Annotated in this window: 21 protein-coding genes; 11 read left to right on the top strand and 10 right to left on the bottom strand. The window is 69.9% G+C overall.

Features of this window, described 5'->3' with window-relative positions; genetic code table 11:
* The first annotated feature begins 64 nt into the window (after window positions 1-64).
* Together IT184_10460 and IT184_10465 are read left to right on the top strand one after the other, a co-directional pair.
* Window positions 65-934 (top strand): SCO family protein, encoded by an 870-nt coding sequence (locus IT184_10460; protein MCC7009229.1) that lies wholly within the window; start codon window positions 65-67, stop codon window positions 932-934.
* The gene (locus IT184_10465; protein MCC7009230.1) at window positions 931-1,626 is read left to right on the top strand and encodes a hypothetical protein; all 696 of its coding nucleotides are present in this window, start codon (window positions 931-933) and stop codon (window positions 1,624-1,626) included. Before IT184_10460 ends, IT184_10465 begins: the two co-directional genes overlap by 4 nt.
* Before the next feature lie 74 nt (window positions 1,627-1,700).
* Here the strand turns inward: IT184_10465 and IT184_10470 are convergent, their stop codons facing one another.
* Window positions 1,701-1,946 carry a hypothetical protein gene (locus IT184_10470; protein MCC7009231.1) on the bottom strand — a complete coding sequence of 82 codons (246 nt, stop codon included), beginning with the start codon at window positions 1,944-1,946 and terminating at the stop codon, window positions 1,701-1,703.
* A 152-nt stretch (window positions 1,947-2,098) separates the two neighbouring features.
* On the opposite strand from IT184_10470, the gene IT184_10475 reads away from it, so the two are divergent.
* Window positions 2,099-2,845 carry an endonuclease/exonuclease/phosphatase family protein gene (locus IT184_10475; protein ID MCC7009232.1) on the top strand — a complete coding sequence of 249 codons (747 nt, stop codon included), beginning with the start codon at window positions 2,099-2,101 and terminating at the stop codon, window positions 2,843-2,845.
* Between the two features lie 7 nt (window positions 2,846-2,852).
* On the opposite strand, the gene IT184_10480 is transcribed toward IT184_10475, so the two are convergent.
* Together IT184_10480 and IT184_10485 are read right to left on the bottom strand one after the other, a co-directional pair.
* Window positions 2,853-3,059: a hypothetical protein gene (locus IT184_10480; GenBank protein ID MCC7009233.1), complete on the bottom strand. Its 207-nt coding sequence runs from the start codon at window positions 3,057-3,059 to the stop codon at window positions 2,853-2,855.
* Between the two features lie 4 nt (window positions 3,060-3,063).
* On the bottom strand, window positions 3,064-3,594 hold the full coding sequence (locus IT184_10485; GenBank protein MCC7009234.1) for a TlpA family protein disulfide reductase: 531 nt from the start codon (window positions 3,592-3,594) through the stop codon (window positions 3,064-3,066).
* Between the two features lie 272 nt (window positions 3,595-3,866).
* Between IT184_10485 and IT184_10490 the strand changes: the two genes are divergently transcribed.
* Both IT184_10490 and IT184_10495 read left to right on the top strand, forming a co-directional pair.
* Window positions 3,867-7,133, top strand: a complete 3,267-nt coding sequence (locus tag IT184_10490) for a PD40 domain-containing protein (GenBank protein MCC7009235.1) — start codon at window positions 3,867-3,869, stop codon at window positions 7,131-7,133.
* A 78-nt stretch (window positions 7,134-7,211) separates the two neighbouring features.
* Window positions 7,212-7,715 (top strand): acyl-CoA thioesterase, encoded by a 504-nt coding sequence (locus IT184_10495; protein ID MCC7009236.1) that lies wholly within the window; start codon window positions 7,212-7,214, stop codon window positions 7,713-7,715.
* Between the two features lie 6 nt (window positions 7,716-7,721).
* On the opposite strand, the gene IT184_10500 is transcribed toward IT184_10495, so the two are convergent.
* Both IT184_10500 and IT184_10505 read right to left on the bottom strand, forming a co-directional pair.
* The gene (locus IT184_10500) at window positions 7,722-8,729 is read right to left on the bottom strand and encodes a type I pantothenate kinase (GenBank protein ID MCC7009237.1); all 1,008 of its coding nucleotides are present in this window, start codon (window positions 8,727-8,729) and stop codon (window positions 7,722-7,724) included.
* A gap of 101 nt (window positions 8,730-8,830) precedes the next feature.
* The gene (locus tag IT184_10505) at window positions 8,831-9,091 is read right to left on the bottom strand and encodes a ferredoxin family protein (GenBank protein MCC7009238.1); all 261 of its coding nucleotides are present in this window, start codon (window positions 9,089-9,091) and stop codon (window positions 8,831-8,833) included.
* 140 nt (window positions 9,092-9,231) lie between these two features.
* Between IT184_10505 and IT184_10510 the strand changes: the two genes are divergently transcribed.
* The 4 genes from IT184_10510 to IT184_10525 are packed head-to-tail and all read left to right on the top strand — an operon-like array spanning window position 9,232 to window position 14,216.
* Complete coding sequence (locus tag IT184_10510) at window positions 9,232-10,452, top strand: hypothetical protein (GenBank protein ID MCC7009239.1); 1,221 nt, start codon at window positions 9,232-9,234, stop codon at window positions 10,450-10,452.
* 1 nt (window position 10,453) lies between these two features.
* Window positions 10,454-11,119, top strand: a complete 666-nt coding sequence (locus tag IT184_10515; GenBank protein ID MCC7009240.1) for a hypothetical protein — start codon at window positions 10,454-10,456, stop codon at window positions 11,117-11,119.
* Window positions 11,116-12,843 (top strand): hypothetical protein, encoded by a 1,728-nt coding sequence (locus IT184_10520; protein MCC7009241.1) that lies wholly within the window; start codon window positions 11,116-11,118, stop codon window positions 12,841-12,843. The genes IT184_10515 and IT184_10520 overlap by 4 nt, the downstream gene beginning before the upstream one ends.
* Before the next feature lie 2 nt (window positions 12,844-12,845).
* Complete coding sequence (locus IT184_10525; GenBank protein ID MCC7009242.1) at window positions 12,846-14,216, top strand: sigma-54-dependent Fis family transcriptional regulator; 1,371 nt, start codon at window positions 12,846-12,848, stop codon at window positions 14,214-14,216.
* A 288-nt stretch (window positions 14,217-14,504) separates the two neighbouring features.
* Here IT184_10525 and IT184_10530 read toward each other — a convergent pair whose 3' ends face one another.
* Window positions 14,505-15,236 carry a metal-dependent hydrolase gene (locus tag IT184_10530; GenBank protein ID MCC7009243.1) on the bottom strand — a complete coding sequence of 244 codons (732 nt, stop codon included), beginning with the start codon at window positions 15,234-15,236 and terminating at the stop codon, window positions 14,505-14,507.
* Between the two features lie 38 nt (window positions 15,237-15,274).
* Here IT184_10530 and lipA point away from each other — a divergent pair, with 38 nt between their 5' ends.
* Window positions 15,275-16,201 carry a lipoyl synthase gene (lipA, locus tag IT184_10535; protein MCC7009244.1) on the top strand — a complete coding sequence of 309 codons (927 nt, stop codon included), beginning with the start codon at window positions 15,275-15,277 and terminating at the stop codon, window positions 16,199-16,201.
* A 16-nt stretch (window positions 16,202-16,217) separates the two neighbouring features.
* Window positions 16,218-16,913 (top strand): uracil-DNA glycosylase, encoded by a 696-nt coding sequence (locus IT184_10540; protein MCC7009245.1) that lies wholly within the window; start codon window positions 16,218-16,220, stop codon window positions 16,911-16,913.
* A gap of 3 nt (window positions 16,914-16,916) precedes the next feature.
* On the opposite strand, the gene IT184_10545 is transcribed toward IT184_10540, so the two are convergent.
* The 4 genes from IT184_10545 to IT184_10560 all read right to left on the bottom strand — a co-directional run bounded on the left by IT184_10545 (window position 16,917) and on the right by IT184_10560 (window position 23,270).
* Window positions 16,917-19,499, bottom strand: a complete 2,583-nt coding sequence (locus tag IT184_10545) for a VWA domain-containing protein (GenBank protein ID MCC7009246.1) — start codon at window positions 19,497-19,499, stop codon at window positions 16,917-16,919.
* Between the two features lies 1 nt (window position 19,500).
* Complete coding sequence (locus IT184_10550; protein ID MCC7009247.1) at window positions 19,501-21,267, bottom strand: VWA domain-containing protein; 1,767 nt, start codon at window positions 21,265-21,267, stop codon at window positions 19,501-19,503.
* The gene (locus tag IT184_10555; protein MCC7009248.1) at window positions 21,264-22,130 is read right to left on the bottom strand and encodes a DUF58 domain-containing protein; all 867 of its coding nucleotides are present in this window, start codon (window positions 22,128-22,130) and stop codon (window positions 21,264-21,266) included. Before IT184_10555 ends, IT184_10550 begins: the two co-directional genes overlap by 4 nt.
* Before the next feature lie 150 nt (window positions 22,131-22,280).
* The gene (locus IT184_10560) at window positions 22,281-23,270 is read right to left on the bottom strand and encodes a MoxR family ATPase (protein ID MCC7009249.1); all 990 of its coding nucleotides are present in this window, start codon (window positions 23,268-23,270) and stop codon (window positions 22,281-22,283) included.
* Window positions 23,271-23,310 lie beyond the last annotated feature (40 nt).

Genomic DNA, 23,310 nt, shown 5'->3' on the forward strand with positions numbered 1-23,310 from the left:
GCTCCGGTAGAATGCCAGCGAGACGGCAGGCGCTCGGGTTGGGCGCCCGCCGGGTCTCCAGGCCGTGCCGTTGCCAGTCTCCGCCGTCCGCCGCCTCGTCGTCCTGCTCGCGCTCGCCGCCTGCGGATGCCACACCACGCCGGAGCCCGCCAGCCAATACGTCCTCCACGGCCAGATCCTCGCCGTGCTTCCCGACCGGATGTCGCTGACGATTCGCCACGAGGCGATCCCCGGTCTGATGGACGCGATGACGATGACGTTCCCGGTGGCGGACCGGCGGCTGCTCGAGGGGCGTGTGCCGGGCGAAACCGTCGCTGCCACGCTGGAGGTGCGCGACGCGGTGGGCCGGCTCGTGTCGATCACCCACACGGGAAGCGCACCGCTGCCCTCGCCCTCTTCGCCGCCGGCCGGCGGCACGATCCGCCCCGGCGACCCGCTGCCCGACGCCGCCTTGATCGATCAGATGGACCGGCGCCGCAGCCTCGCCGAGTGGCGCGGCACGGCCCTCGTGCTCACGTTCACGCGCGCGGCGTGCCGCGAAACGGACGACTGTGGCCGCGTCGCGGCGCGTTTCTCGGAGCTCCAGCGCGCCATCGCCGGGGATGCGGCCCTCGCTGACCGCGTGCGCCTGCTCTCCATCAGCGCGGATCCCGCACGCGACACGCCGGCAGCTCTCGCCGCCGTGGCGGCGCGACTGCACGCCGATCCCGCACGGTGGACGTGGCTCACCGGCGATCCCGTCACCGTGCAGCGCCTTGCGAGCCGGTTCGGCGTGGACACGGCCGACGCGGCGGGTCAGTCGCCCGGCACGACGACCGTACGGACCGTGACGGTCGACGCGCGCGGCCGCGTGCGCGCCGTTCACGACGGCGTCGCCTGGACGACCGATGCCGTGCTGGCCGACCTGCGAGACGCCGCGCAGAGCGCTCCGTGACGCCGCCCGACCTCCAAGGCCTCACGCTGGCCGAACGCCGGCTCATTCGGCGCCTCCGGACGCCGCGTGACGTTCAGCGGTTCCTGAACCTCCTGCCCTACAACACCGAGCCGCCGCCGGAGCCGGCGACGCTGCGAAGCTTCCGCGGCGTGGTCGCGCGGCGCACGGCCAACTGCATCGAAGCGGCGCTCACGGCCGCCGTCGTTCTCGAGCAGCACGGCTACCCGCCGCTCGTCATGAGCCTCGAGTCCATCGACGCGCTCGACCACGTCGTCTTCGTCTACAGGCGCGGCGGCCGCTGGGGATCGGTGGCCAAGTCGCGCGATCCGGGCCTGCACGGACGCCGGCCGGTGTTTCGCACGCTGCGCGCCCTGGCTCGCAGCTACATGGATCCGTACATCGATCGGACCGGAATGGTCACGGCGTACGGTGTGGTCGATCTGAACGTGCTCGGCCGCTACGAGTGGCGCCTGTCGTCGCGCAACGTGTGGCGGGTCGAGCGGCTGCTCTTCGAGATCCCCCACCATCGCCTGCCGTCGTCGCGGCAGCGCGTGGCGCGATTGCGACGGCAATACGTCGAGTACGTCGAACGGCATGCCGGGCAAAAGCCGCTCTACTACGACCGATCGGCGTGGACCGCGATCCCGACGTACTTCACGCAGACGCGCGAGATGAACGGCCGCTCGGGTTGACGTGCGTCCGCCTCGGCCCGCCGAGCGCGCGAGCCGGTGCGAGCGGACACGCGACACGTCAGCCGCGTCGGAGATCAGTCGAGATCGAAATCGCGGCTCGGCTTGCTCACCGGTTCCTGGTGCGCCTGCTTCAGCGCCTCCTCGAAACGTCTGGCCAGGGCATCGCCCCGTGTGCGTTCCGAGGCCACGGACTGCTCGAACAGCGACTCCCGCTTCGCCTTCTGCTCGGCGAGGATCCGATGCGCCTCGTCGAGCTTGGGCTTGTCGGCGCGTTCGGGCTCGGCGTGGCGCACGACGCGTTTCAGCCCCGCGTCGATCACCAGCGTCGCCCCGCAGCACGGACACGTGACTTCGTACTCGGTCTGGAGTCGCGCCATGACTCGCCTCCTGCGCCTGCTCGATCCTGGCACTATGATACGCACATGCGCGCGTTCCGCCCACGACGTCGCGGCGCGGCGGCCCGCGCCTTCCCATGACGGAACTGCCGCGCCACCCGGTTCGCACCATCATCGACGTCCGGGTCGTCACCTACAACATCCACCGCTCGCGCGGTCTCGACCGGCGCACACGGCCCGAGCGGATCGTCGACGTGCTCGCCGGCATCGCCCCCGACATCGTCGCCCTGCAGGAAGTCATCGGACCGGGATTGACCGGGCCGGGTCATGCCGAGGCGATCGGGGCGGCGCTCGGCATGGGCTGGGTGATGGCGCCGACGCGCGAACTGCGTCAGCACCAGTTCGGCAACGTCGTGCTGAGCCGGTATCCGATTCACGAACACGCGCAGATCGATCTGTCCTGGAAGACGTGCGAGCCGCGCTGCAGCCAACGGGTGGCGATCAACCTCGGCGATCGCTGCCTGCAGGTGTACAACGCGCATCTCGGCACGGCACTGCTCGAGCGCCGCTACCAGGCGCCGCGATTGGCCGGCTGGATTCACGATCGCCGCGTGCCGGACCCGAAGATCGTTCTGGGGGACTTCAACGAATGGGGGCGTGGGCTGGTCGCCGACGTCCTGGCCGAGCGCCTCAACAGCGTCGACCTCTATTCACATCTGAGGCGCCGCCGCACCTATCCGGGGTTCTTTCCGCTGCTGCACCTCGACCACATCTACTTCAGCGGCAACGTGGAGATCCGGCGGGTGGAGTTGCCGCGCACGCGGTTGGCACTCGTGGCCTCGGACCACCTGCCGCTCGTCGCCGACGTCCGGCTGCGGTTCTGAGCCGCGCCTAGCCTTCCTCGTAATCGGACTGCTGCGGCGGCAGCGAACGCGTCGCGGGACGCAGCGCCTCGCGATGGTCGTAGACCGGCAGGTTCGCGACGTGCAGCGGGACGACGCACCCGTCCCCCTTGCGCGCGAGCACCACGGTGACGGGGCTGCCTCCGACGCCAGACCTGAAACTCAGCGTGCAGCCGCATGCCAGTCGTGCGGTCATCACCTCAATCCCCTTCGAACATCAGGCCGATGTTCTCCTCGAACCACTCTTTGGCGTGGATGCCCTGCGCCTTCGCCAGCAGCGTGCCGTCCGGCTTGATGAGCCAGGAAACGGGAATCACCGCCTCGGCATCATACGCCGCCTTGAACTCGTCCTGGCCGTCGCCCACGAGCATCGGGTAGTTGATCTCGTATTCGGCGGCGAACTTCCGGATCTCCTCCGGCGGGTCGTCGACCGAGACACCCAACACGGCCAGCCGCTTGTCCTTGTACTTCTCGGCGAACTCCACGAACCACGGGATTTCCGCCTTGCACGGCGGGCACCAGGTCGCCCAGAAGTTGATCAGGATCGGCCGGCCCTTCAGATCGGCCAGCTTCACGTCCTGGCCGTTCATGTCCTTCAGCACGAAATCCAGCCGGGGCGATCCGGCGGACGGCGCGCGTTGCTCCTTCGCGGCGCAGGCCGGCCAGGCGCCGAGCACGGCCGCCACGGCTGCCGCCCGGATCCACCGACTCTGCCACCAGCGCGTCATCATGCCTCGATCTGCTCGATCTGCGCGACGGAGGCCGCGCGACCTCTTCACATTACTACAGTCCTCTGGAGGCGTCGCCTCCAACGCCGGTCACGTGTCCTCGGAAGACCACGCGCGCCAGCGTGATGATCGGCGGGCCATCGCGACGACTGCAGGGCACGCGCTTTGCTGATCCGCGCCGCAGCGCGGGCCGGCCGCGCGCCTGGGCCCAGTTTGGCCGGGTGTAAGATTCGAGGACCGTGTTCCAGAGTCGACCGTCCCGTCGAGGTGAATTCATGTCGATGCGCTCCCTGCGCACCCTCCCGCTCCTCGTGGGCGTCCTGGCCATCGCGCTGGCGCCATCCGACGCGCTCGCGCAGCGCCGTCCACGGACCGTGCCGTATCACATGCTGCTCGCCGCGGGCGCCGACGCTCCCGGGACCGATCAGTCGCTCGCCTCGTCGCTCCAGCGTGCCTCGGCCGTGTCGCCGGCCGGCGTCCGCTGGCAGACCCCGTACGTGCCGTACTTCTTCCAGAACAAGGTGCGGTACGACAAGTTCGAGTGGCACATCTACAAGACCGATCACTTCGAGATCTTCTACTACCCGGACCTCGAGCAGCACCTCGAGCGCGTGACCTCCTACGCTGAGAGCGCGTACCAGCGGATCAGCGGCGAACTGAAGCACGACCTGGCCGGCCGGGTGCCCCTCGTCCTCTTCAAGACGCAGAGCGAGTTCCAGGAGAACAACATCTCCGGCGACACGCCGGAGGGCGTGCTCGCGTTCGCCGAGCCCGAGCGCAACCGCATGGTGCTGCCGATCGACGAGCCGCCCGATCAGCTCTACGCGTTGATCACGCACGAGCTCACGCACATCTTCGAGTTCGACATCATTCCCCGCGGCATCATCAGCGAAGGGCTGCCGCTCTGGGTGGACGAGGGGCTCGCCAACTACATGACCGGCACGTGGAACGTGCTGGACCTCGTCGCCGTGCGCGATGCGGCGCTCACCGACAACGTGCCGCCGATGAGCCGCTACGAAACGGCGCCCCTCTCCGGCCGGGCGCCGTACTCGATGGGGCAGGCCACGTTCGAGTTCATCGAGGCCCGCTGGGGCAAGGAAGGCCTGCGGCAGTTCCTCTTCTCTCTGCGCAAGAGCGTGCTCGGCGGAGGCGAAACCGCTTATGAAGAGGCGCTGAAGCTCAAGCCCGAAGACTTCGACGAGCAGTTCGACCGCTACATCAAGGAGCGGTTCAAGCCGTTCCGAGACAAGGAGCGGCCCGCCGACTACGGCCGGAACCTGGGGCCGGACCCCGAGCGCACGCCCTACGTCGCCGTCACGTCGATCGAGCCGTCGCCGAGCGGCGACATGCTGGCCGCCGTGGTCGGCAACCGGCGCGACCGCGAGTACGACATCATCCTGCTGTCGAGCAAGGACGGCCAGTTCATCCGCAATCTCACGACCGGCTTCGACAAGGACCGCGGGTTCGAGTACATCGGCACGCCGGGCGGCCTGCGCGGCAACATGGTGCCGTGGATCGCCTGGGCGCCGGTCGGCGACCGGATCGCGTACTTCGCACGGACCGAGAAGTCGAAGACGCTCGTGATCCAGCAGATCGTCTCCGGCCGCACGGAGAAACGGCTGCTGCTGAGCCAGCTCGACGCGCCCGAGTCGCCCGCCTTCAGCCCGGACGGCCGCAAGGTGGCGTTCGCCGGTATCTCCGCCGGCCTCACCGACATCTACGTCGTCGACATCGCAACCGAAGCGCTGACGAACGTGACGAAGGACACGATCGCCGACTACGCGCCGACGTTCTCGCCCGACGGCAAGGCGGTCGTGTACACGGCGCGGGTCGGATCGAACGACAAGCTCTTCCGCGTCGATCTGGCCACCGGGGCGAAGACGCAGCTCACCTTCGGCAGCCACGACGACACGGGCGCGAGGTTCCTCGACGAGCGCACGCTGGTGTTCACGTCGACGGCCACCGACCCGGCCGTCTCGATTCCCACCGAGGTCGCGCGGTGGGGCAACATCCCGAACGTGTGGACGCTGGATCTCGAGACGCGCCAGCTCCGGCAGCTCACCGACACGGCCACGGGCAACGTCTCCCCCATCGTGCTGCGCGACGCGGGCACGCCCAGGATCGCGTTCATCTCGTACTACAAGGGCCGCAACGGGATTCACACGATCACGGGCGAGAAGCCGATCGCGACCGTGGCGTCCGACGATTTCGGCGGTCCGGGCCCGGTCTTCGAGTTCACGGCGCCGATCAGCCACACGCTGCTCCGCGAGAACATCCGGAAGAAGGGCGCCTTCGAGAAGATGACGATGGCCGGCCGGCCGCCGGTGGCGCTCGGCGTCACGACGGGCGGCTACCTCTACGGCAACACCATGGTCACCTTCACGGACGTGCTGGGCGACAAGGAAGTCAGTTTCTACGCCCAGTCCGTGCTCCAGTACCGGACGACGGCGCTGACCTACGTGAACACCGGGCGGCGACTCCAGTACGCGCTCCAGGGCTTCTCGCAGGACCTGTTCTATTTCGGCGCCGGCCTGGCGGCGTCTGGAGCGCTCTACGACCCGGCGCTCGCGCCGTACATCTCGCGCGATCTGGCCGAAGCGGTCCAGAGCCAGCGCGGCGGCACCGCGTTCGCGATCTACCCCTTCAACCGGTACTCGCGCGCCGAGCTGTTCACCGGGTACATGCACGTCGACGAGCACTACACGAACCCGGCGCTGCAGGCCGAGGCGGAAGCCTACCAGCAGGAGACGTACGGCACGAGCTTGTTCCGCAGCGGTCACATGCTGCCGGTCGGCATCTCGTTCGTCACCGACCGGACGATCTTTCGCGAGTACGGCCCGGTGGCGGGCAACGCGTACAAGCTGACCTACAGCGGGTCACCACGATTCGGCGACAGTTGGCTGTCGAAGAACACGATGATCGGGGATATCCGGCACTACAAGCGGATCGCGGCCAACGGCGTCTTGGCGACGCGCTTCTACGGCCACCGGAGCTGGGGGACGAACCCGGACTTCTTCAACTTCGGCGGCAACTCCGAGATGCGCGGATACCAGTACCTCGAGTTCATCGGCCACAAGGGCTACTTCGCGAACGCGGAGCTGCGCTTCCCGCTCATCGAGGCGATGCTCACGCCGATCGGCGTCCTCGGGGGACTGCGCGGCGTGCTCTTCGCGAACGTCGGCGGCGCGAGCTTCAACGGCCAGCAGTTCACGACGCTCCGGCGGCGGTCCGAAACGGTCGAAGCGATCTCGTCCTACCAGCTCGATACGGCGGGCGACATCGTCGGCATGACGACGCAGCAGATCCCGGTCAGCGGGTTCCGGCTCGTCGACGCCCGCGGATCGTACGGGTTCGGCCTCGAGAGCTTCATGCTCGGCTTCCCCATGCACTTCGACTTTTCCTGGAAGACGCTCTTCAACAAGGGCTGGGAAGACGTGGTGTTCAGAGCGTGCGAGCAGACGGGGCCGCTGACCGTCACGTGCGCGCCGACCGACGAGTTCCGGAAGATGAAGTTCGACTTCTGGATCGGCTACGACTTCTGATGGTGGCCGATAGCTCTCGAGGCTGGGGGCCCGTACTGGACGCCTGCCGGCCGCCGGCGTGATGCCGGACGTGCGGCCATGACTGCCAAGCCGCCCGCCGACTCGGTCACCGAGATGGTGCAGGTCGTCCTGCCGAACGACGCGAACCCGCTCGGGTTCATGCTGGGCGGCTCCGTCATGCACCTCGTGGACATCGCCGGGGCCATCGCGTCGCACCGCCATACGCGGCTGCCGATGGTCACGGCCGCCGTCGACGGCCTGCAGTTCCTTCACCCGATCAAAGTCGGCGACCTCATCATCCTGCAGGCGAGGGTGACGGCCACGTTCACGACATCGCTCGAGGTGGAAGTGCGCGTGTACTCGGAGGGGACGCTGACGGGCACGCGTCAGCTCACGAGCGTGGCGTACCTCACGTTCGCGACGGTCGGCGATGCCGGACATCGGCCGCCGGTCCCGCCGCTCCGGCTCGACACGGCGGAGGATCGCCGCCTGGCCGCCGACGCGCTGGAACGCCGCGCCGCCCGGTTGAGCGCGCGGGCGCACCCGCGCGTCACGGCCGATCCGCGGCGCGAGCCGCGCTGACGCGTGTCAGATCCGCCGCAAGCGCACGCGCGTCACCGCGTGGTCGCGTCCCTTCTCCAGCACCAGCCGCGCCCGTTCGCGCGTCGGCCCGATGTTCTCGCGCAGGTTGACGCCGTTGATCGTCCGCCAGATGTCGTGCGCGACCGTCAGCGCCTCGTCATCCGACAGCTCGGCGTACCGGTGGAAGTACGATCGCGGATCGCGGAAGACCGTCTCGCGAAGCATGAAGAACCGCTCGACGTACCAACGCTCGATGTCGGCCTCGCCGGCGTCGAGATAGATCGAGAAATCGAAGAAGTCCGAGACGAACACACGCGGCCTGGCCGCCTCGCGCCGCCGCCCCTCTCGGCCTGGCGGCCGCGGGCCGTCTCCTGTCTGCAGCACGTTCAGCCCCTCGACCAGGACGATGTCGGGACGATCGACGAGCTGGTACTCGCCCGGCACGATGTCGTAAGCCTGGTGCGAGTACACCGGTGCCTGCACCGCGCGGTCGCCTGCCTTCACCTCCGCCATGAACTCGACGAGGCGCCGGACGTCGTAGCTCTCGGGAAACCCTTTGCGCTGGAGCAGCCCGCGCTCGACGAGCACGCGATTGGGGTACAGGAAGCCGTCGGTCGTGACGAGGTCGACGCGCGGGTGGGCCGGCCAACGCGAGAGGAGGGCGCGGAGGATTCGCGCGAACGTGCTCTTGCCGACCGCCACGCTGCCGGCGATCCCGATCACGAACGGCGTCGGCGCGAGCGGCCCGCCGAGGAACGTATCGGTCGCCTCGTGGAGCGTCTGCGTGGCGGCCACCTGCAGGTTCAGCAGGCGCGACAACGGCAGGTAGACGGCTTCGACCTCGGCGAGCGACACGCGCTCGTTGATGCCCTGCAGCTCCGCGAGATCGGCTTCCGAGAGCGTGAGCGGCGTGTTGGCGCGGAGACTGGCCCATTCGCGCCGATCGAAGTCGAAGTAGTAGCTGGCGGTCCCGGGTCCCGAGTCCCGGGTCCGGGGGGCGTCGAGTCGGTCCATGGTCCCGGGTCCGGTCCTTCAGTCCTCAGTCCCTGTCGTCAGTCCTTCGATCCGGCCGTGCCTTCGATCGCCGGCCGGCATCGGCGCGCGGCACCGGGCGGCTACTTCTTGAAATACGCCGCGTTGATCTCGATGTACTCCTTCCACTTGTCCGGCACTTCGTCGAGCGCGAAGATAGCTTCCACCGGGCAGGCCGGCACGCACGCACCGCAGTCGATGCACTCGTCGGGGTGGATGTTCAGCAGCTTGGCATTCTCGAACTCCGCCTCGTCCTTGCGGGGATGGATGCAGTCAACCGGACAGACGTCGACGCAGGCAGTGTCCTTGGTGCCGATGCAGGGCTCAGTGATGACGTAGGCCATTCGCTCCTCGAAGATGGCGCCGCTCGTCCTGCCCGATGGCGCACGGACGGACGGGGCCGAATGCTCGTTCGGGCATTGTTACATGCGGCGCCAGGCGGTTCAACCAACGCCGGACGGCGCGGAGGTAAGATCCGACCGACATGCCGCGGCGTTCCGCGTTCCGCCTGGCTGCCACGACCGGCGCGCTGTGCGTGGCCGGCCTGCCGCTCGCGGCGGCGCAGGCGGCGGGCGGCGCGCGCGAACCGGGCACGGGGCGGTTCGGCGCCGGCGGCGAGCTGACCGCCACCGTCAGCCGGCGCGATCAAACCGCGTACTTCAACTACACCGACTACGATCGCAACGCGCTGCGCATCGCACGGCTGCGGCTCTTCGGCGAGTGGCGGCCCGCCGCGCGCCTGTCCTTCCTCGCGGAGATCCGCAGCGAGAACGCCGACGGCGTCGAGGCCGCCGCGCTCTACGCGCGCTGGCAGCCGATCGCCGGCCACGATCTGTTCGTCCAGGGCGGGCGGATTCCGCCGGTCATCGGCGCGTTCGCCCGGCACGCGTACGGGCGCGACAACCTCGTCTCGGGACTGCCGCTCGCCTACCAGTACCTGACCTCGCTCCGTCCGGATGCCGTGCCGGCCACCGTCGACGATCTGCTCAGGATGAGCGGCCGCGGCTGGCAGCCCTCGTACCCGATCGGCTCCACGACGGCCGCGACCGGCGTACCGCTCGTCACCGGCTCGCGATGGGACACGGGCGTCTCGCTCACGTGGCGGCGCGGGTGGATCGAGACCGCCGCCGCCGTGACGCTCGGCTCACCCGCCGTGCCCGTCGTGCGCGAGACCAACGGCGGACGCATGTGGTCCGGGCGAATCGCCGCCCATCTGCCCGACGGCCTCGCGGTCGGCCTCTCCGCCGCGCGCGGACGCTGGCTCGACGAGAAGGTCCTTGCGCTCGTTCCCGGCGGGCTCACGCGCCCGGCGTCCGAGTCGGTGCTCGGCGTCGACGCCGAGTTCGGCGCCGGCCGCTGGCTCTTCCGGCACGAGTGGTGGCGCGCGACGTTCGATCTGCCGCTCGCGGCGGACGCGACGAACCTGCGGCTGGGCGCCTGGTCAGGGTTCGTGGAGGGACGCTACCGCTTCCATCCGCGCTGGCAGACTGCCCTTCGCGCCGAGCGGCTCGCATTCGCTCGCGTCCGCGGCGGCGCCGCGAGCGATCTCCCGTGGGACGCCGACGTGGATCGTCTCGAGCTCGTGCTGGGATTCCGGGCCAGCCGGCACGCGGAGATCCGCGCCGGCTACCAGCACAACTGGCGCGAGGGCGGCCGGATTCGCGCGCGCGGCTTCCCCACCGGAGCCCTGATCTACTGGTTCTGACGTGCCCGCCTCCACGCGCCTCCTGCTCCTCGTGTACGTCGCGTTCACGGCGCGCGCGGCGATCGCGCAGCCGCCGCTCGCCGGCGTGATCCGCGGGCGGGTCACGGCGACCGAATCGGCCGTCCGGTTGAATCGGCCGACGGTCGCCGATCCGTCGAACGCGCCGCCGCAGGCGCGTCAGCGCGCCGTCGTGTACCTGCAGACGGCGCCGCGGGAGGCGTTCGGCGAGCTGCCGGCCGGACGCGCGCGCATGGACCAGCGCGGCGAGCAGTTCGTGCCGCACGTGCTCGCCGTCACCGCCGGCACGATCGTCGAGTTCCCGAACAACGACAAGACGTTCCACAACGTGTTCTCGCTCTCGAGGACGAAGACGTTCGATCTCGGCCGATTCGCTCCGGGCCGCACCGGCGCGATCCGCTTCGATCGACCCGGCATCGTGCCGGTCTTCTGCGACATCCACTCCCACATGAGCGCCTACGTCCTCGTGTTCAGCCACCCGTTCTTCGCGGTGTCGGATGCCGAGGGCCGCTACGAGATCGCCGGCGTCCCACCCGGCACCTACACGCTGAACGTCTGGAGCGAGCTCGGCTCGGCGCCGGCACGGCGCGTGACCGTCTCCGAGGCCACGCCCGCCGAAGCAGACTTCCAGATCGGCCCGGCCCGATGAGCATCCTGTCATCGCTGACGAACCGGATCTTCCTCGCCAGCGCGCTCCTGCTCCTCGTGTCGATGAGCGTCGCCATCTGGCGGGTGACGGCATCGGTCACCGCGCAGGCCGAGAACGACCTCGACGCGGGCTTGAGCGAAGCGGCATCGCTCGTCGATCGGCTCAGCCGCACGGAGTTCGGCGACTTCGTCGTCAAGGCCCAGCTCATCGCCGATCTGCCGGTGCTCAAAGGCGCGGCCGCGACCGACGATGCGCCCACGGTGCTGCCGATCGCCCGCGAGTACCAGCAGCGCATGGGCGCCGACCTCTTCGTCGTCCTCAACCGCCGCGATCAGGTGCTGGCCCAGGCGGGCCGCGTGCAGATGGATCCCGCGCAGATTGCCCGCGTCGTCGGCGCCGCCCGTGGCACCCGTGATGGCACGGCGTTCTGGCCGAACGCCGGCGGGCTGCTCCACGTCGCCGTCGTGCCGATCGAGCCCGCGTTCGGGACGCTCGTCGTCGGCGTCAGCCTCGACGAGGAAGCCGTGCTGAGGATCCGGACCGTGACGAACAGCGAGATCGCCTTCGTCCACGGGGCGCAGATTCTCGCGTCGACGCTCGACGGCCTGTCGGCGGCCGACGCCGCGCTGGCGTCGCACGCCCGCGGCAGCTTCACCATCCAGGTCGGCGCCGAGGAATACGTCGCGCGCATTCAACCGGTCGGCGACGTCGAGCGCGGCAACGAACCGTTCGCCATCGTGCTGAGATCCCGCACGCAGCACCTGCGCTTCCTGCCCTCGCTGCGATGGCAGATCGCCCTCACCGGGCTGGCGGCCGTGCTCGTCGCGACGGTGGCCGGCTACCTCGTCGCCCGCACGGTCACGCGCCCCCTCCGCGCGCTGACGGGCGCGATGAGCGACATGGCGCGGACCGGCGATCTCACGCGGGCGCTGCCGGCGCTCGGGCGCTGGGACGACGAAGACGTCCGGCTCGTGGCGACGACGTTCCACCAGCTCACGAGCGCGGTCGACAGGTTCCAGCGCGAAGCATCGCTCAAGGAGCGGCTCTCGTCGCTCGGCCGGCTCTCGACGGTGGTGGCGCACGAAATCCGCAACCCGCTGATGATCATCAAGACCGCGGTCCGCCGGCTGCGGCGGCACCCGTCGCCCGATGTCGTCGACGTCGCGACCAGCATCGACGAGGAGGTGGGCCGGCTCAACCGTGTCGTCAGCGGGGTCCTGGACTTCGCGCGTCCCGTCCAGTTCGCCGTCGCGCCCGTGAACGTGCGCTCGCTGTGCACGGACGCGGCGCAAGCGGCGCTCAGCGCCGCCGACGACGTGCCCGTCCTGGTGACCGCCGAGGCCGGCTGGATCGCCACGGACGCCGAACGCGTCCGTGCCGTCCTGGTCAACCTGCTGACCAACGCGCAGCACGGCGTCCGCCTCCGTCGCGACAACGGTGGCCAGCTCGTGCCGGTCGAGCTCAGCGCGAGCCGCTCGGCGGCCGGCCACTGGCGGATCGTCGTCGCCGACCGCGGCGCGGGCATCAAGCCGGAGCACCTGCCCAGGATCTTCGACCCGTTCTTCACGACCCGGCGGACCGGATCCGGACTTGGCCTGGCTATTGCCAAGAACCTCATCGAAGGGCTGGGCGGGACGATCAGGATCGACAGCCGTTGGGGTGAGGGCACGATCGTCATCGTGGATCTTCCGTCCCGCTCGACAGCCGAGGAGACCCCATCGTGAGCGTGACCCGCGGATCGGTACTGCTCGTCGACGACGAGCCGAAGATCGGCCAGGCGCTGAGCGAGGCGCTGCGCGACGAAGGCCACGAGGTCGTGTGCACCGGCCGAGGGCGCGAGGCGCTGCGGCTGCTGAGCGAGCGCCCGTTCGACGTCTTGGTGGTCGACAACCTCATGCCGGAGCTGACCGGCCTGGATCTCATCCGCGAGCTCGTCGGCGCGACGGGCGTGGCCGAGCGGCCCCAGATCCTCATGATGACGGCGCACGCCACGGTCGAGAGCGCGATCGAGGCCATGAAGCTCGGCGCGCTGGACTACCTGCAGAAGCCGTTCGAGATCGACGAGTTCCTCGTGGTCGTCGCGCGGGCCGTCGAACTGGCGCGCCTGCGGACGCACCACGACTACCTGATCACCGAGCGCGACGAGCAGTTCGACCACTACGGCATCGTCGGCCGCAGCCGCCTGGTGCAGGAGGTGGTCCGAACCGCCAGGGTGGTGGCGCAGTCGCGCAGCACCGTGCTCATCACCGGCGAGACCGGCACCGGCAAGGAGCTCGTCGCACGCGCGATTCACGACTGGAGCCAGCAGCGGGAGATGCCGCTCGTACGCGTCAACTGCGCGGCGCTGCCCGACACGCTCATCGAGTCGGAGCTGTTCGGACACGTGCGCGGCGCGTTCACCGGCGCGGTCGGCAACAAGAAGGGCCGGTTCGCGCTCGCCGACGGCGGCACGATCTTCCTCGACGAGATCGGCGTGATCGCGCCGTCGGCCCAGGCCAAGCTGCTGCGCGTGCTCCAGGAGCGCGAGTTCGAACCGCTCGGATCGGAGCGGACCGTGCAGGTCGACGTGCGTGTGATCGCCGCCACGAATCGGGATCTGCGCCAGATGACGGCCGACGGGCGGTTCCAGGAGGATCTGTACTACCGGTTGAACGTCATCCCGATCGCCCTGCCGCCGCTCCGCGATCGGCGGGAGGACATCCCGCTGCTCGTCGAGCATTTCATCCAGCGGCACGCGCTGCGCGCGGGCAAGCGCATCGAGGGCATCTCGCCCGAAGCGATGAACGCGCTCGTCAACGCGCCCTGGCCTGGCAACGTCCGCGAGCTCGAGAACGCGGTCGAGCGCGCGGTGGTCCTCGCGCCGCAACCGGTGATCCAGGTGCGGGACGTCAGCCTGCTCAGCGCCGCGGCCAGCGCGCAGGCGGGCCTGCCGTCACTGATCCTCAAGCAGAACCTCGATTGGGCAGAGCGCGAGACCGTGCGCCGGGCCCTCGAGCAGGCGCGGGGCGTGAAGAAGGACGCCGCCGAGCTCATGGGGATCAGCCAGCGAGCCATGAGCTACTACGTGGCCAAACATCGGCTCGACGAATCGGGCTGACGACGCGCGTAAGCGTTTACGAAGAACGTCAGCGTCGTCAGTCAGCGCGGCACGCTCAGCGCGACGGGCCGCCGGCATCTCAGTTGCAGAGCACGACGGCAGTCCCGTTGGGAGCGAGGATGTGCCGGTCGGACGATTGGGGGACCGGCGGCCTTCTGACGCTGCCGTCTGAGGCCGACGGAAACGATCTCGACCGCACCCCTGACCCTCGTTCCCTTCGGGGCCGTTTCCGTCCGCCCCACGTTCGGATGGCGCACGCGGTTGCTCCGGGACCGCGTGTAACGGAGGTCACGTCGCCGTTTCGCCGGGCGCGAGTTCCAGCACGTCGATGCCGGTGCCCGCGAGATGGGCGCGCAACGCCGCCGGCGTGCCGGTCAGGAGCGGGAACGTCCCCCAGTGCATCGGCACGACCTGCCGGACGCCCAGCCAGCGAGCCGCGATCGCCGCCGTGTCCGGACCCATCGTGTAGTGATCGCCAATCGGCAGGAACGCAATCGCCGGGCGATAGATCTCTCCGATCGTCTTCATGTCGCCGAAAAGCGCCGTGTCGCCGGCGAAGTACAGCGTCGGCAGATCGGGCGCCCGCAGGACGAACCCCGCCGCCCCGCCGAGGTACACGAGGCGCCCCTGCTCGGCGATCGATCCGGTGTGCACGGCGGCGGTCATCGTGACGCGCAGGTCGCCGATCTGCTGGGTACCGCCGATCCCCATGTGGCGCACGCCTTTCAGGCCCTTGCCGGCGAAGTGCTCGCCGAGCTCGAACAGGCACACGACCGGTGCCCGGCTGACACGCGCGATGGCGAGCGCGTCGGCCGAATGGTCGTCGTGGCCGTGCGAGACCAGCACCAGGTCGACCGGGACGAGCGCGTCCGGCGTCGCGTACCGCGGCGGGCAGAGCGGGTTGCCGAGCCAGGGGTCGGTGATCACCCGCTGCCCGGACGGCAACTCCAGCAGGAACGTCGAGTGCCCGAGCCACGTGATGGCGAGCGGACGAGGGGACGGAGACGAATCTGGTGCCATGGCGATTGCCGCGATCGTGTTCGATAATAGAGCGAACGATGTCCGACGTCGCTCCCCTCCAGTTCATCCGCGGCCGCCGCGTCAAGGACACCACCTTCGCCCGTGAGCCGAAGCCGGCGTGGCTGAAGGTTCGCGCGCCAGGATCGCCGAACTACCTGCGGCTGCACGAGCTGATGCGCGGGCTCGGGCTGCACACCGTCTGCGAGGAAGCCCGCTGTCCGAACATCGGCGAGTGCTGGCATCACGGTACGGCCACGTTCATGATCCTGGGCGACGTCTGCACGCGGGCGTGCGCGTACTGCAACGTCGCGCACGGCACGCCGGCGCCGCTCGATCCGCACGAGCCCGAGAACCTTGCCCGCGCCGTGCACACGCTCGGGCTCTCGTACGTCGTCGTCACGTCGGTCGACCGCGATGACCTCGAGGACTTCGGCGCCGGCACGTTCGCGGCCACGGTCAGGGCAATCAAGGAGCACCGGCCGTCCTGCCGGGTGGAGGTGCTGATTCCGGACTTCCAGGGCCGCGCCGAGGCGCTGCGTACGGTGCTCGAGTCGCGGCCCGACATCCTGAATCACAACACGGAGACGGTTCCGCGGCTCTACCGGCTCGCGCGCCCCGGCGGGCGGTACACCCGCGCGCTCGAGCTGCTCGATCGCGCCCGCCAGTGGGCGCCCGACATTCCGACCAAGACCGGCGTCATGGTCGGGCTCGGCGAGACCTGGGACGAGCTCGTAGAGGTCTTCCGCGATCTGCACCGTGTGGACTGCCAGATTCTGACGATCGGGCAGTACCTGCGGCCGACGCTCGCGCACATGGCGATCGCACGCTACTACACGCCCGACGAGTTCGCGGAGCTCGAGCGCATCGCGCTCGACCTCGGGTTCGGCCACGTCGAATCCGGGCCGCTCGTCAGGTCGTCCTACCACGCCCACGAACAGGCCGAGACGTACGCGGCGCGCACGTGACCTTGCACGGACCGGCATGATTTCGACGCTCGACACGGTGCGGGAGGCGATCGTCGGCTGCGAGCGATGCCCTCGCCTGCGCCGGTACTGCAGCGAGATCGGGCGCACGAAGCGCGCGGCGTACCGGCACGCCACCTACTGGGCGCGGCCCGTGCCGGGCTTCGGCGATCCCGCGGCGGTGATCGCGATCGTGGGGCTCGCGCCGGCCGCCCATGGCGCGAACCGCACGGGACGCAACTTCACGGGCGACGGCCCTGGAGGCTCAGGCGACTTCCTGATGACGGCACTCCACGCCAACGGCCTGGCGAACCAGCCTTACTCCCGCGATGCCGACGACGGGTTGCGGCTCGAGACAGCCTGGATCGCCGCCGCGGCTCGCTGCGCGCCTCCGGACAACAAGCCCTCGCCCGGCGAGCTCCGCAACTGCTTCTCGCATCTGAGCAACGAGCTTGGCGCGCTGCTCAACGTGCGCGTGCTCGTCGCGCTCGGACGCATCGCGTTCGACGCCTGCCTCCGTCTTGCGGCCGAGCGCGGCTATCGTGCTTCACCGCGGCCGGTCTTCGAGCACGGCGGCGTGTACCGGCTCGGCCCGGATCTCACGTTGCTCGCGGCCTACCATCCGAGCCGGCAGAACACGAACACCGGCCGGCTGACGCCAGCGATGCTCTCGAGCGTCTTCCGAACCGCCGTCAGGCTCGCGCGTACGCCGTGAGCTCTAAGCCGTACGCCCTTCGAACAGCCTGATCCTTCGCAGCCACACGTCCGCCATCCACAGTCCGAGCGCCGTCACGACGAGCACAGGCCAGAGCGCGCGCCGCGCGCGCTGGTCCCCTCGCCCCTGGCCGGTCAGGTCGACCGCACGTGGCCTGAAAGTGCCGCCCGTCGCCGAGGCGACCGCGCGGAGCAGGGCCTCGTCGGGCGGCCTCAGCCGGTACTCCGCGTCGAGGTCCGGGACGATGTGGCGGACCGGCGAGGCAGTCGACGGATCCATCCCCGCGAGCGAGATGGTCAGCGGCCGATCGGCGATCGCGATGACGGTGCCTTCGTATCGGCCTGGCGCGACCTGCCTGGCCGACACGTTCACCTGCGCGCCGTCGTCTGCCTGTACGTGCACCACCGGCTGGAGCAGATCCCGGTAGCGGCCGGCCGCATCGCGAGCCTCGACGGCCACGCCGAGCGCCCGCGCGTTGTTCCGCACGGCGCCCTCTCGCAGCTCGATCGACAGCGGCTCCAGGTGCTGGCGCGCCACCGCGCGCACGACCGCTGAGAAGAAGGGCCCATATCCGCGCCAGCGCACCCACGCGGCCGCCCACCGATCCTTGACGTCCGATGCGAAGACGGCGGTTCGGCCGAGGCCGAACGGCCAGAACGCAAGGATCGGATCGTCGCGTCGGGTGGCCAGGACCTCGGTGGCGGTGTCCTTCAGCACCATGGCCGTGCGGCCGCGCAGCGCCGGGACGTCAGACAGGTCGACGCGGCTGAGCACGCTGCGCGCCTTGACCACCGGCACGATCGCTTCGCCTTCCTCGAACGCCGACATGGCCGTTCGCGCTTCCTTGACGAAGATCTGCGTGACCTCCGACGCATCCTGAACGACATAGGGCCGGCCGTTGCCCCACTTCGCGATGTTGGACAGCAGCGCGGCGTCGGCCGCCGGCCCGACGGCGATCGACGAGACGGTGATGCCGGCGTCCACCATCTTCTTGACGAGCCCTTCGTAATCGTCGGGGTACGACCGCCCGTCCGACAACAGCACGACGTGCTTCGCGCTGGCCTTCGTCTTGACCAGCATCAGGTAGGCCTGCTCGACCGCCGGGTAGATCAGCGTGTCGCCGCCGGGTTGGATGGCCGTGATCGCCTTTCGGATTTCGTCGCGATGCTGACCGACGTTGCGCGGCGTGACGTCCCAGGCGTAGCGATCGTCGAACGTGAGGATGCCCACGGTCTGGCGATCGGTCAGCGCATCGACCGCGGCTTGGGCTGCCGCCTTGCACAGCTCCATCACGCGGCCGTTCATGCTCCACGACTTGTCGAGCACGATGACGAGCGCGACGTCGGGCTCGTCCTTGCGCTCGAAGGTGACGGGCAGCATCCGCTCGAGCTCCGTGTGCCGGTATCCCGGCGGCCCGCTCTCGGCGTTCTCGCCGAACACCGACTCGCCGCCAGCCACGAGGACGCCGCCGCCCTCGCGCTCCACCCATGCCGACAAGGCGCTCATGGCCGCGTCCGGCACCGCGGTTCTCGGCACGTCACTCAGGATCACCGCATCCCACGCGTCGAGCGCGTCGGCGCCCGTCGGCAGCGCCGACGGCGGCTGGACCGTCACGTCGAAGCCGCCCTGATCGAGCGCGCCCTGGAGATACGTCGCGCTCGCTGGCGCCCCTTCGACGTACAGCACCTTGACCCGCGGCTGCACGAGCACCTCGCGCGAGAGCCGATTGTTGGCGGCGAGCGGATCGCCTGCCACCCGGAGACTGACCTCGACGACGTGCGATCCGGCCGCCTCGAACGTGGCGCCGAGCGGCACCTCGTTGGACCCGGCACGAAGGGCCGTTCGCGCGGTGGCCAGCACCCGGCCCGCGTCACGCAACTCGATCGTCGCGTCGGCGGCATCGCGCTGACTCCCGATGATCGCCGTCAGCGCCGCCGCGCCGCCGGCCGGAACGAGGTCGGGCACGTCGATCCCGTCGACCCATGCGTCGCCGAGGTCACGGACCTCGAGCGGCTCGACCGACACGGGCACACCCTCGGCGGCGAGCCGGAGCGCCGCCGCGTGCACGTCGCCGCTCGTCTCGTGACCGTCCGAGAAGAGCACGATGCGCGCCCGATGCCCTGGCGGCAGCTCGGCGCGCGCCTGCGACAGCGCGCGTTCGAGATCCGACCCGGCCCGGCCGATGTCATCCACCTCGCCAGCAGCGTCGACGCTCGCGACCGCCCTCAGCGCCTGCGTCCCGTCGAGCACGCGGGTCCCGCTGCCGAACGCCACGATCCTGAACGCATCGGGCTTCGCGGCCGCGTTCAGCGCGTCGATGCGCGCGGCGGCCTCGACGATCGCGCGGCTCGCGATGCTGTGCGACACGTCGACGACGTAGACGATCGCCTGGCGCGAGGACGCCGTCGACACGACGGGCCGGGCCAGCGCAGAAACGAGCAGCGCGAGGAGCAGCGATCGGACGGCGGCCTGGAGCACGCGCTGTTTCGCGTTGAAATTGGTGCGGCCGAACCGCAGCGCCGCCCAGACGATCGGAACGACGAGCAGCAGCCACAACGCGCCCGGCGCGGCCAGCGTCACCGTCATCTCACACCGTCACCCGGCGCTGCCAGGTGCACCACTCGACAGCGAGCAGCAGGATCGCGAGCAGGACGGCCGACGTCCACCACGGCCGTCCCGCGAGGCCGAGGGCGCCGCCATTGCGCCGCTCGTCGTCCGACAGGCTCGTCCGCATCAGATTCGCGATCTCCGGCGCCCCGACGTTCACGCCGACGACGCTGCGCGACCCTCCCGTCTCGACGAGATAGAAGCCCTGCGCGCGCAGGGTCGCGAACGCGCGATCGCCAGCGCGGACGAGCGGCACCACGCCGCCGTCGGGTGCGACGACACGAGAGGTGCTCGCCGGCAGCTCCATCGGACCAGGTTCCCGCGACTCGCCCGCGGCCGGCCGTGCCAGCCAGTCGATCGCGTTGCCGATCAGCACGGGGAAGACCGGCGCCGCTGCCAGGTTGGATTCGGCCAGGCTGAACGCGATCACGACGGCACGGCGCTCGCCCGCGTCGACGACCGACAAGAGCGCCGTGCCCTGCTCGGAGCGGGCAATCGCCTGCAAGCCGTCTCCGTCGTACTGCCTCGCCCGCGCGATGTCGAGCGTCAGCGGATCGACGCCGGCCAGCACCGCGTGCGTGCCGAGCGTCGTCCATCTCGGCGCGATTTCGGTCGTCGTGATGCGTCCGAGCCATGGCGATGTCGACGGCGCGATGTACAGCGCTGGGCGCGGCGGCGGCTGTGCCGGCACCCAGCGATCGAAGATCAGGACGTCGCCCGCGTCGGCCGACGAGTAGGCGGCCGGCGTCTTGAACGTGGCGCGGATGTTGGGGTCGTGCCGGAGCAGCTCGCCGATGGGCTGCGGGGCATCGCTCACGACCGTGACGGCAATCGGATCCGCCAGCGTCAGCCACGACACCGCGTCATCGTCGACGTCGAGCGCGTCGTCGGGCGCGCTCACATGGGCCCGGAGGCGCGCGCCACCGTCCGGCGTGAGCGCCACCACCTCCCGCGAGACCTCGCCGGGCGCCAGCGTCACGCGACGGTCGACCAGGACGGCCGTCTCGCGAGTGACCGTGATCCGCACGTCCTGAGCATGGGTCGCGAAGTTCGAGACTTCGAGATAGGCCGAGGGCGCGGCGGTGGACGAGGTCGCCGGCCGCGCGCTGAAAGCCGTGATGGCCACGTTCGGCGCCGGTTCGAACACCGAGTGCACGACCACGCCGGGCTGCCGCGGACGCACGACGGCGCCGTCGGTGAAGAAGTGCGTCGCGACGACGCCCTCGAGCGACGGCCAGGCGCCGCTGTCGCCGCCCGACGGCGAGAGCCGATCGAGCGCGGTCGCAACCAGCGCGACGTCGGACGTCGGCCCTTCGACCAGACCATCGGCGGTCGTCGCGATGGCGACGTCCTCGCTGCCGGCCGCCTGCGCGAGCGCACGCGCGGCCGACACGGCGTGGGCCCAGCGCGTCGCGCCGTCCGACGTTCGCGCGCGCATCGACCAGGACGCGTCGAGCACGATCAGCAGCCGTCCCCGGCTCGAGGCGCTCACCCGCGGGCCCGGCCGGCCGACGGCGACGGCGAGCGCCACCGCGACGAGCACCGTGATGGCCAGCGACACGACGCGGCGCACGCGCTCCCACCAGGTGAGCGCCGCGGCCCGATCGAACACCCGCCGCCAGAGGAGCAGCGACGGAACGACGATGCGCGGCGGACGCACCTTCATCCGGAACAGCAGCGCGGCTGCCACGCCGGCGACGGCGATCAGCGTCCACGCCTGCCAGGCCGACAGCGCCGCGAACGTCATGCGACGAGCCCTCCCTCGCGGAAGGCGGTCAGCACGATGTCCTCGAACGGCTCGTCGGCGCTCGCCCGGACGTAGACGAGCCGATAGCGATCGCAGAACGCTTCGATGGCATCGGCGTACGCGCTCCAAGCGTCGGCGTAGGCTTTCGCCAGGCCTGGCGTCACGTCCACGTCGCGGTACTCGCCCGACTCGGCGTCGACGAAGCGCACGCTGCCCATGGCCTCGAGGTCGCGCTCCGCGGACGAAACCACGTGAACGACGAACACGTCGTGCCCGGCGCCGGTGAGCAGCCGCAGGCCCGATTCGAACCCGGCCGGATCGAGGAAGTCGGACACGACGATCGCGAGGCCGCGACGGTAGGGCCGCGCCGTGAACTGGCGCAGGCTCTCGTGCAGGTCGGTCGGCCCGCCGGCCTCGAGCTGTTCCAGACGATCGAACACCGAGAAGATCCGGTTGCGGCCGCGGCCTGGCGCCGTCTCGCGGGCCAACGTCTCGCCGAACGGCAGGATCGTCACACGATCGAAGTGCACGAGGCCGATGTAGGCGAGCGCAGCCACGACGCGTTTCGCCTGGTCGAACTTGCGCAGCTCCCCCATCGACCGGCTCGTATCGAGGAAGAGATAGACGGGCAGGTCCTGCTCCTCGTCGAAGAGCCGCAACAACAGCCGGTTCAGCCGCTTGTAGGCCTTCCAGTCGATGTGCCGGATGTCGTCGCCGGGCGCGTACTGGCGATAGTCCGCGAACTCCATGCCGCGGCCGCGCATGCGCGCCAGGCGGTCGGCGCGGTCGCGCCCGACGAACGCGCGCGTCGACACGAGCCGCAGATACTCCAGCTTCTTGAGGAAGCCTTCGTCGAACTTCATTGCGAGGAGCTCCGCCTTTCGAGCACGCTCGCGTGCCCCTCGAACGTCTCGCTGCACACCGCCGACTGGTTCGCGGTCGCTCGCTCGTTTCGTGACCACACCAGCGGGTCAGCCCCTGCGGCCAACGACAACTCGAGGGCGCTCATCCCATCAGGCCTGCACCGACGCGACCAGCTCCTTCACCAGCAGGTCGGTGTCGATCCGCTCCGCCTCCCCTTCGAAGTTGAGCAGGACGCGGTGCCGGAGGGCCGGCAGCGAGACCGCGCGCAGGTCGTCGACGGACACGAAGGCCTGGCCGTGCCTGAGCGCATGGATCTTGGCGGCGAGCACCAGCGCCTGCGCGGCGCGGGGGCTCGCGCCGTAACGCACGTACTTCTTGACGAGCGGCGTCGCATACGGCGAATCCGGATGCGTGCCGAGCGTCAGCCGGATCGCGTAAGCCTGCACGGGCCGGGCGATCGGCACCGAGCGCGCGACCTGACGCATGGCCATGATCTGCGGGCCGTCCACCACGCGCGCGACCGACACGTCGCTCGGCTGCGTCGTCCGGTCGAGGATCTCGTGCATGGACTCCTCGGAGGGGTACTCGACCTTCAGCTTGAAGAAGAAGCGATCCATCTGCGCTTCGGGCAGTGGATACGTACCCTCCATCTCGATCGGGTTCTGCGTGGCGAGCACGAGGAACGGCTGCTCGAGCTGGAACGTCGTCTTGCCGACGGTGACGCTGACGTCCTGCATGGCTTCGAGGAGGGCCGACTGCGTCTTCGGCGTGGCGCGATTGATCTCGTCGGCGAGGATGACGTTCGCGAAGATCGGCCCCGGCTGGAACTCGAAGAACGTGCCGCCGTGCGGATGCTCCTGGACGATGTGTGTGCCGACGATGTCGGCTGGCATCAGATCGGGCGTGAACTGAATTCGCGAGAACTTCAGGTGCAGCACGTCGGCCAGCGTGTGCACCAGGCTCGTCTTGCCCACGCCGGGGATGCCCTCGAGCAGCACGTGCCCGCCGGCCAGCAGGCTCGTGACCGTGTGGTTCACGATGTCCTCGTGCCCGACGATGCGGCGGCCGACTTCGGAGGTGATACGGGCGAACTGCTCGCGGAACTGATCGATGTGCTGGGCGACGGCGGTGGCAGTCAACGGCGGTTCTCGCTTGAGGAAAATGGCGACGCGGAACGGC

The sequence above is a fragment of the Acidobacteriota bacterium genome (genome assembly GCA_020853395.1).
GTDB lineage: Bacteria > Acidobacteriota > Vicinamibacteria > Vicinamibacterales > SCN-69-37 > JADYYY01.